Origin of the sequence: Clostridium algoriphilum (assembly GCF_020443705.1) — a bacterium.
Taxonomy (GTDB): Bacteria; Bacillota; Clostridia; order Clostridiales; family Clostridiaceae; genus Clostridium_AD; species Clostridium_AD algoriphilum.
Genome location: NZ_JAIZZK010000037.1, coordinates 23,884 through 30,427 on the forward strand (window position 1 = coordinate 23,884; position 6,544 = coordinate 30,427).

At 31.7% G+C, this 6,544-nt stretch carries 6 protein-coding genes, 1 tRNA gene and 1 other RNA gene; all 8 read left to right on the forward strand.

Annotation, left to right across the window (positions count from 1 at the left end):
- The first annotated feature begins 24 nt into the window (after positions 1-24).
- The 8 genes from LGK95_RS18875 to LGK95_RS18910 all read left to right on the forward strand — a co-directional run bounded on the left by LGK95_RS18875 (position 25) and on the right by LGK95_RS18910 (position 5,807).
- Positions 25-1,395 carry a PTS fructose transporter subunit IIC gene (locus LGK95_RS18875; protein ID WP_226126467.1) on the forward strand — a complete coding sequence of 457 codons (1,371 nt, stop codon included), beginning with the start codon at positions 25-27 and terminating at the stop codon, positions 1,393-1,395.
- Positions 1,396-1,838: 443 nt separating this feature from the next.
- Positions 1,839-1,928: transfer RNA gene (locus LGK95_RS18880), tRNA-Ser, on the forward strand.
- Positions 1,929-1,938: 10 nt separating this feature from the next.
- Positions 1,939-2,203, forward strand: an RNA gene (gene ffs / locus LGK95_RS18885) — signal recognition particle sRNA large type.
- A gap of 83 nt (positions 2,204-2,286) precedes the next feature.
- Complete coding sequence (dnaX, locus tag LGK95_RS18890; RefSeq protein ID WP_226126468.1) at positions 2,287-3,903, forward strand: DNA polymerase III subunit gamma/tau; 1,617 nt, start codon at positions 2,287-2,289, stop codon at positions 3,901-3,903.
- 232 nt (positions 3,904-4,135) lie between these two features.
- Entirely contained in the window at positions 4,136-4,474 is a 339-nt protein-coding gene (locus LGK95_RS18895; RefSeq protein WP_226126469.1) for a YbaB/EbfC family nucleoid-associated protein, read from the forward strand.
- A gap of 41 nt (positions 4,475-4,515) precedes the next feature.
- Entirely contained in the window at positions 4,516-5,112 is a 597-nt protein-coding gene (recR, locus tag LGK95_RS18900) for a recombination mediator RecR (RefSeq protein WP_226126470.1), read from the forward strand.
- A gap of 61 nt (positions 5,113-5,173) precedes the next feature.
- Positions 5,174-5,452, forward strand: coding sequence for a DUF2508 family protein (locus LGK95_RS18905; RefSeq protein ID WP_226126471.1), 279 nt, complete (start codon positions 5,174-5,176; stop codon positions 5,450-5,452).
- A 100-nt stretch (positions 5,453-5,552) separates the two neighbouring features.
- Positions 5,553-5,807 (forward strand): pro-sigmaK processing inhibitor BofA family protein, encoded by a 255-nt coding sequence (locus LGK95_RS18910; protein WP_226126472.1) that lies wholly within the window; start codon positions 5,553-5,555, stop codon positions 5,805-5,807.
- Positions 5,808-6,544 lie beyond the last annotated feature (737 nt).

Genomic DNA, 6,544 nt, shown 5'->3' on the forward strand with positions numbered 1-6,544 from the left:
GAAAAGTAAAAAGGGGGAATATTTATGAAATTTGTAGCAATAACTTCATGCCCAACAGGAATAGCACATACCTATATGGCAGCTGAGGCTCTTCAAATGGCTGGGGAAGAAATGGGTATAGAGATTAAAGTAGAAACTCAAGGATCTGTAGGCGCAGAAAATGTATTGACTGAGACAGATATAAGCGAAGCTAGGGTAGTAATAATTGCAGCTGATACTAACGTTTCAAAGGAACGTTTTGTAGGAAAGACTATAATTGAAGTAGGTGTAAAAGACGCAATCAAAGATCCAAATGGTCTTATACAGAAAGCGATAGATATAAAAATTGAAAACAAAGACGTTTCAGAAAAAGTTAGTGATATCAAAGAAGAGAAAATTAAGGAGAAAAAAGGACCTTACAAGCACCTAATGACAGGAGTTTCTTATATGATCCCTTTCGTAGCAGCAGGGGGTATTTTAATTGCACTTTCCTTTGTTTTTGGAATACTAGCATTTAAACAGCCAGGTACGGTACCGGCAGCTTTAATGGATATTGGTTCAGGTGCTGCTATGAAACTTATGTATCCGATATTGGCAGGATTTATAGCGTTCTCTATAGCAGATAGACCAGGTCTTGTACCAGGTATGATTGGTGGTATGCTCGCTGCATCTATAGGTGCTGGATTTCTAGGTGGAATGTTAGCAGGTTTCTTAGCTGGTTATACTATAGTTTTCTTAAAGAAAATAATAAAATTGCCAAAATCCTTACAAGGTTTAATGCCAGTTCTAATATTGCCGGTTTTATCTACATTGATAGTAGGGCTTATAATGGTATTTGTTATAGGAAAACCCGTTAGTGCTATAAATATAGGAATGTCAGCTTGGTTAACTAATTTAAGTGGAGCAAATGCAGGGTTGCTCGGGATTATTATTGGTTTAATGATGGCTTTTGATATGGGTGGACCATTTAATAAGGCGGCATATACTTTCGGAGTATCAACTTTGGTAGCGGGTCAGACTTCTATGATAATGGGAGCAGTAATGGCGGCAGGAATGACTCCTCCACTAGGAATAGCGCTTGCAACAGTTATAGCAAAAAAGAAATTTACACCAGAACAAAGAGAAGCAGGAAAATCTGCTTGGGCATTAGGTGCCTCATTTATAACTGAGGGTGCAATACCGTTTGCTGCAGCAGATCCACTTAAAATAATACCATCATTAATGGCGGGTGCTGCAGTTGCAGGGGCATTATCTATGACATTTAAAGCAGCTATAGCAGCTCCACATGGTGGTATATTTCTCTTGTTAATTCCTCATGCGGTTAGTAATTTAGGTGGATATATATTATCCATAGTTGTTGGTACAATAGTAACTGCTATTATGATTTTATTATTAAAGAAGGATGTTGTTAAGTAATTAAGGTTAATAATAAAAAATTAAATTATTATTTTGTATGAATAATATAATATTATATATATAAAGTTAATTTCACTCCTAAGCTAGTAAAACATTTAAGTTTACTGCTAGGAGTGAATTTTACTTGTAAGTTAAGAAATGTAGATTCTGACGAATTCTTAGACATTCTACTAGTAATTATTGGAGCTAGGGCTTATTATGTGTTGGTGTATCCCTTCCAATAAACTATAAGGCAAAAATAAACAGTGTTAATTTATAACTTTCTTATAAACTAATGCTATAAAGAGGTATATATATAAATGAATTGAGAAAGATAATATAATATAAATGTTTTAATTAAAATAAAAATATATTAGTAAATAACTATTGAAATTAGTATATATTAATAGTATAATTAATTATGTTGCACAATTTAAGTATGTATAACATTTAAAATGGTTTATGGAGAGATGTCCGAGTGGTTTAAGGAGCATGCCTGGAAAGCGTGTGTAGGGGAAACTCTACCGAGGGTTCGAATCCCTCTTTTTCCACCAGTTTATATTTCCGTACTAGCTGGGGAGTTAGCGGTGCCCTGTAACCTGCAATCCGCTACAGCAGGGGTGAATTCCTCGCTTAGGTTATAAAATGTGTGGCCGACCTATATAAGTGGTGTTGAGAACTGGGTCCCACGCAATGGAAATTTATGAACCCCGTGAGATCCGGAAGGAAGCAGCGGTAAGTGAACTCTTCCATGTGCCGTGGATTAACCTGGTTTGAGCTAACTGTATAGGTAACGCACATAGTTTATTTATCAAAGCGAGGTGTACGGTCTACATAAAAATTATAAGATGCCTGTAAAGGCATCTTTTTTATTTATTTAAGAAATACTATTATTTAAAAGAGGTGAAATTTGTGGCATATTTGGCTTTATATAGAGAATGGAGACCGAGAACTTTTGGAGATGTAGTAGGACAAGAACATGTGACCATAACTTTAAAAAATCAAATAAATAAAGATCGAATAGCCCACGCATATCTTTTATGTGGAACTAGAGGAACAGGAAAAACTTCAACAGCTAAGATACTAGCTAAAGCGGTTAATTGTTTGAATTCAGATCATGGAGAGCCCTGCAATGAATGTGAAATGTGTAAAAAAATAAATTCAGGAACAGCAATAGATGTAACTGAGCTGGATGCAGCGTCACACAATGGAGTAGATAATATTCGTGATATAATTGAAGATGTTCAGTATCCGCCACAGGAAGCTAGATATAAAGTCTATATTATAGATGAGGTTCATATGTTATCCATAGGGGCTGTTAATGCTTTCTTAAAAACACTAGAGGAACCGCCAAGTAATATTATATTTATACTAGCCACAACTGATCCTCAAAAACTCCCAATTACTATACTATCCAGGTGTCAAAGATTTGACTTTAAAAGAATAAAAAGTACAGACATTTTCGATAGGCTTCGCACAATAGTGTCAAAGCAAGGTGTTTCAGTTCAAGATAATAGTTTGAAATTAATATCAAGAGTTTCTGATGGAGCAATGAGGGACGCACTAAGTATTTTAGATCAAGCTATATCAATGAATGAGGGCACAGTAGAGTATGATAGTGTTATTGACATGCTTGGTCTTGTCACTAATGAGAGTCTTACAAAACTTTCTGAGCGTATAATAGACAGGAATATTGAAGGCGCAATAAAAGTTATAAATGAAATTGTGTTTAGCGGTAAGGACATATATGTATTTATAAAAGATATGACTACTCATATGAGAGATCTTTTGATGGCAAAAGTAAGCGAGAATGTAGAGGATATTTTGGATATGTCAAATGAAAACATGCAAATTCTAAAGCAACAAGCTTCAAAAATAAGAGTAGAAGAAATCATGAGGAATATAAAGATACTTCAAGAGGCTCAGGAACAAGCTAAATGGAGTAAGCAGAATAGGATCTATTTAGAACTTGCAGTTATTAAAATGTGTAAAATAGAATATGACACGTCTAAAGAAATATTACTTACTAGAATAAACAAGCTAGAAGAAATAATAAAACAAGGAAAGATAACTGTAGCGTGTGAAAGTGTAACACCTAGAGTTTCTGAAAAGAATATTCAAAAACAAGAAAAACAGATAAATAATAAAACACAAATAAGACCAATCAAAAAGTATAATGTAAATTCTATTTTAACAGTAGACATTGTGAAAAAATCTTTTAAGGATATTTTAGATATGTTTAAAGCACGAAGACATATGGTTATCTATGCTTCACTAATGACAGGAGAAATTTTGTCTTGTGATGGAGGAGTAGTAGAGCTGGGTTACGAAAAACAGTATTCGTTTAATAAAATTAGACTGGAAAAAGAGGAAAACAGAAATGTAATAGAGGAGATTTTTTCTGAAGCACTAAAAGAACCTGTAAAAATAAAGTACACTATAGAGTCTGATGAAAAACAGGTTAGATCACCAGAAGATATACTAAAAGAGACATTTGGAGAAGATCTCGTAGAGGTTCTAGATGAATAAGTCTAGAATTCTAAACTTATAAAAAATATTTGCTTAATTAATGGAAAGTATTATAGGTATTAGTATATAATAATATAGAAAAGTTATTGTAATATATAAAAGTTATAATAAATTAGAGATATATATTCTTTTATATTGTATATAGCTAAATTTAATTTTAGTGGTTACAAAACTAGAAGATATAAATATAATAATATAAACTTAAGTATCTAATAAATAGGAGGTAACTATTATGGCAAAAGGTGGGTTTCCAGGTATGGGTGGAAATATGAATAGTTTAATGAAGCAAGCTCAAAAATTTCAAAAACAAATGGAAGATATGCAAAAGGACTTAGAAGACAAGAAATTTGAAGCTTCCGCTGGTGGTGGTGCAGTAACTGCAGTAGCTAATGGAAAGAGACAACTTGTTGAAGTAAAAATAAAACCAGAAGTAGTAGATCCAGATGATGTTGAAATGCTTGAAGATTTAATTATGAGTGCATGCAATGAGGCTTTAAAGAAAGCAGAAGATGAATCAAGTAATGAAATGGGTAAATTAACAGGCGGATTAAATATGCCAGGAATGTTCTAATAAATAGTAGATAAAAGATACATTGTTATGAGGTGATTAAATTGGATTTTTATCCAGTAGCAATAGAGAAACTTATAGAAGAATTTGCTAAACTCCCTGGTATAGGAAAGAAAACAGCACAAAGGCTTGCACTATTTGTGTTAAACCTTCCTAAAGAAGAAGTAGAGGGGTTTGCTGATGCACTGGTTCAAGCTAGAGGAACTATAAAATACTGCTCTGTATGTGGAAGTTTTACAGATACGGATCCTTGTTCAATATGTTCTAATCCTAATAGGGATAAGAGTATCATATGTGTAGTTGAAAACCCAAAAGATATTATGACTGTGGAAAAAGTTAGGGAATTCAATGGGGTTTATCATGTTCTTCATGGGACAATATCCCCAATGTCAGGACGGGGACCTGAAGATATAAAATTAAGAGAACTTATACGAAGAATTAACGGAGAAATTCGTGAAGTAATAGTAGCAACTAATCCTAACATAGAGGGAGAAGCTACAGCTATGTATATATCTAAGATATTAAAGCCTTTAGGCGCAAAAGTCACAAGGATAGCACATGGCATTCCGGTTGGTGGAGATTTAGAATATATAGATGAAGTAACGCTTTCTAAAGCATTAGAAGGAAGAAAAGAAATATAGAATATTACTCCTGTTTTATGTCAAGAATTTAGAAAAGATATAAAATGGGAGGTTTTTTATTATGAATAGAAAAAAAATTATTGAAATATTATTTTCAACTCTAAAATATACACAGGAGCAGAAAGACATTATTATGCAATTAGAAGAGGCTAAGATTGAGTGGGAAAGTGCAAAAAAATACTTTCAAGTGGCAGATGACCCTAAACTTATAGACTATGCAATTTATAGAGAAGATCAATCTAAAGCAAGATATATATATTTTTTATTAGAGGCTAGAAGAAAAGGTGTAACTATCGATGCTAGCTATATGATAGAAGAACTTGATGCTGCTAATAAGTGAAAATATCAAATTAAAACAAATTAATAACATAATTTCATGATAAAAGTTGTAGTATTAATAAAAGTAATAAATTTAAAGATTTACATAGGGGGAATGAAATGTGGATGTTGCAATTTATTTTTTAATTGGTATAGTGGGAATGATAATTGTAGTCAAGCTCTTTTCTTGGCCACTAAAAATACTAGTTAAGTTAATATTAAATTGTGTTTTCGGTGTCTTACTTTTGTTGTTAGCAAATTTTGTAGGCAAGTATGTGGGTATAAATATCGCAATAAACGCTGTAACGGCACTTATTGCAGGTTTTCTAGGAGTACCAGGAGTAATATTTTTAATAATTTTTAAAATGTTAATGTAATGGTATTACACTAATGAAGCATTACATATATATAAAATTTAGAATAGAGTGATATAACTTGTAGCAGATTAAGAGGGGTATTACTCTATTTATTATTCTTTAACGAATAATAAAATTTTCTTAGAGATAGTTAATTAATATAAATAGAGTATATTTTTAGCTTATTAATGAGAATACTTAGTGTATAGCATAGTGTATACAAGTATTTACTAAAATAATTAATTTTAACGGATATCTATTAAATATTATTAAAAACAAGGGAAATAACTATCCTGGTGTATCAATACATGGTATGTAGAGATAAAGTTTAAAAATTCAAGAATGCGAAACTTGATTAATTTTAACTACCTTAGAGCTAATTACATGTAAGATATTTTATGATAGAATGATTTTTGTCGTTATAAATGAGTAACGATAAATGTAAGGGAATATGCTAATATTTAACTTTTTAAAATACATTTTATTATATTAAAAATGTATTTGACAAAATAAGATATACCTAGTATAATAGTAGAAGTCGTCATATGATGACAAAGCAAATTGGTCTTTGAAAATTAAACAGAGAAATAGGTAAAGAAACGAAATAATATTTTGTTTTAACCAGTTAATTACTTTAGTATAAAGTGAATTTTAGTCGTAAGACTAAAAAGTATGTAATGAGCTTGCGAATTAACTTAACAGTTGTCGCAGATTATTCATTTCAAATAAAAAGTGTAAACTTTTAAATTGAGAGTTTG

Bases quoted from the DNA above. Each gene is read 5' to 3' on its own strand.
- LGK95_RS18875 (WP_226126467.1), top strand. From the start codon at position 25: ATGAAATTTGTAGCAATAACTTCATGCCCAACAGGAATAGCACATACC.
- LGK95_RS18895 (WP_226126469.1), top strand. From the start codon at position 4,136: ATGGCAAAAGGTGGGTTTCCAGGTATGGGTGGAAATATGAATAGTTTA.
- LGK95_RS18905 (WP_226126471.1), top strand. From the start codon at position 5,174: ATGAATAGAAAAAAAATTATTGAAATATTATTTTCAACTCTAAAATAT.